At 64.3% G+C, this 2108-nt stretch carries 1 protein-coding gene and 1 pseudogene; both read right to left on the bottom strand.

What is annotated here, in order from left to right; genetic code table 11:
- A pseudogene (locus ACSLE4_RS13525) lies at positions 1-911 on the bottom strand (IS91 family transposase); the annotation flags it as partial.
- A gap of 12 nt (positions 912-923) precedes the next feature.
- Positions 924-1814: a tyrosine-type recombinase/integrase gene (locus ACSLE4_RS13520; protein WP_435904961.1), complete on the bottom strand. Its 891-nt coding sequence runs from the start codon at positions 1812-1814 to the stop codon at positions 924-926.
- Positions 1815-2108: the final 294 nt, after the last annotated feature.

Raw genomic sequence — 2108 nt, 5'->3', positions numbered from 1 at the left:
GTCAGCCTTTGTACGGCTGCGGGCGAGCAATCCGTAGTGGCGGATGCGATGGAAGCCTTTCGGCAGAACGTGGAGCATGAAGCGGCGATGAGGCGGCTGTTGGAGATGGCGACGCGGTGCGTATAGCGGGCGAGATAAGCGACCACCTGCTCGGGTCCCGCGAACGGGCGCTTGGCGTGGACGTGCCAATTGGTCGTGTACAGCGGCTCCAGCCACGCCTTGAACGCGGCCTTGTCGGTGAGCCCGGCATGCGGCCCGAAGAACTGCAGGCGGCCAGCTTGGTGCACGGTCTTGAGCATCGCCAGCATCTTGCCCCGGAACATGCTCGCCAGCACCGGCACAGGGAGCAGATAGTCTTCCGAACTGCCGATCCACCTCGGACCATCAGCTGAGATGCCGCCACCCGGCACGATCATGTGGACGTGCGGATGATGCGTCATCGCACTTCCCCACGTGTGCAGCACCGAGGTGAAGCCGATCTTGACGCCGAGCCGCTTGGGATCGGCCGCGATCGTTGTCAGCGTCTCGGCACTGGCCTTGAACAGCAGATCGTAGATCACCGCCTTGTTCTGGAATGCGATGGCGCCGATGCGCGGCGGCAATGTGAACACGACATGGAAATAGGGCACCTCCAGCAACTCGGCCCGGCGCGCCTCCAGCCACTCGCGGGCCTGACTGCCTTGGCACTTCGGGCAATGCCGATTCCGACAACTATTGTAGGCAATGGCGGTATGACCGCACGCCGCGTTCTCACAGCGCGCGACATGCCCACCGAGGGCCGCCGTGCGGCAGCCCTCGATCGCGCTCATCACCTTCAACTGCACATGACTGAGATGGCCCAGGTTGGCGCGACGCCAAGCGGAGCCGTGATCGCGGAAGATCTCCGCGACCTCCAGCGCTGGACGGGGCACGATGGCCGCCGGCTACTGCGGCGCACCCATCTTGCGGGTGAGCGGCGTCAGTTGATCGAGCGGGCTCACCATGTCCCGCAGCACCTTGCTCGCGACATGCGCATAGCGCGCCGTCGTGTCGAGCTTGGAATGTCCGAGAGCCACCTGGATCAGACGGATATCGACCCCCTGCTCCAGAAGATGCGTCGCGAAGCTGTGCCGGAGCGTGTGCGGCGACACGCGCTTCTCGATCCCGACCGCCGCCGCCGTGTCGCGAACGACGCGATAGAGTTGGCGTGTCGTGATCGGCAGCAGTGGATCGCGGCCCGGAAACAACCACGTTGTCGGCTGTCCAACCAGCCACCACTCCTGAAGCAGCTCTCGGAGCCGCGGCGACAGCATGCCATTGCGGTCCTTCCGACCCTTGCCCTGCTCGACGCGGAGCACCATGCGGTCGGAATCGATATCCGACACCCTGAGGTTGGCGACCTCGGACACGCGCAGGCCGGCGCCATAGGCAACCCCGAGAGCCGCCTTGTACTTCGGCCCGGGTGCTGCCTCCAGGAGAGCCAAGACTTCGTCCGTGGTCAAAACCACGGGCAACTTCTGCGGCTGCTTCACCAGCCTCAGATGGCGGGCCATCTCAGGCCGATTGCAGGTCGTTGTATAAAAGAACCGCAGCGCCGCCACCGCACCGTTCATGGTCGGCGGCTGCACGCCCTGCTCGCGCTGGCGAACCTGGAACTTGCGCAGGTCCTCGCCCTCGGCCATCTCCGGCGAGCGGCCGAGGAAGATTGTGAAGTTCTTAACGTGGCGGATGTAATCGCTTTGCGTCTTCTCGCCGAAGCCGCGGACGGTCATGTCCTCGATCATGCGGCGGCGAAGCGGGCTGATGGGCTTGGCGCTGGCAGTTGTCTGGCTCATTGGGGTGCTCCTGGTCTTTGAGGTGGAGGTTCTTGACCCCTCGATCCTCTAGACCGCGCACTTCCCATCCCGTTACCGCGCCCGATCCTGGCAGCCGCTGGCCCTTACGGGCCGCCGCCCGAAACTGGCTTGCGCGAAAGCGCCTTCGTTCATTGGCCCTTCTCGACGAATGAGATGGAGCGCGACGCCGGCAGCTATCAGGGGGTAGACCTGACGCGGTTGCCGCCGGTAGAATCCGCCCCATGGATCGTGCAAAACACCATATGTTTCAACGTCTTTTGGATTTCGTGGGCC

It is taken from the genome of Methyloceanibacter sp. (genome assembly GCF_051306395.1).
Classification (GTDB): Bacteria; Pseudomonadota; Alphaproteobacteria; order Rhizobiales; family Methyloligellaceae; genus Methyloceanibacter.
Note: the sequence above shows the minus strand (reverse complement) of the source record. Positions and strands in the feature narration are given on the sequence as shown.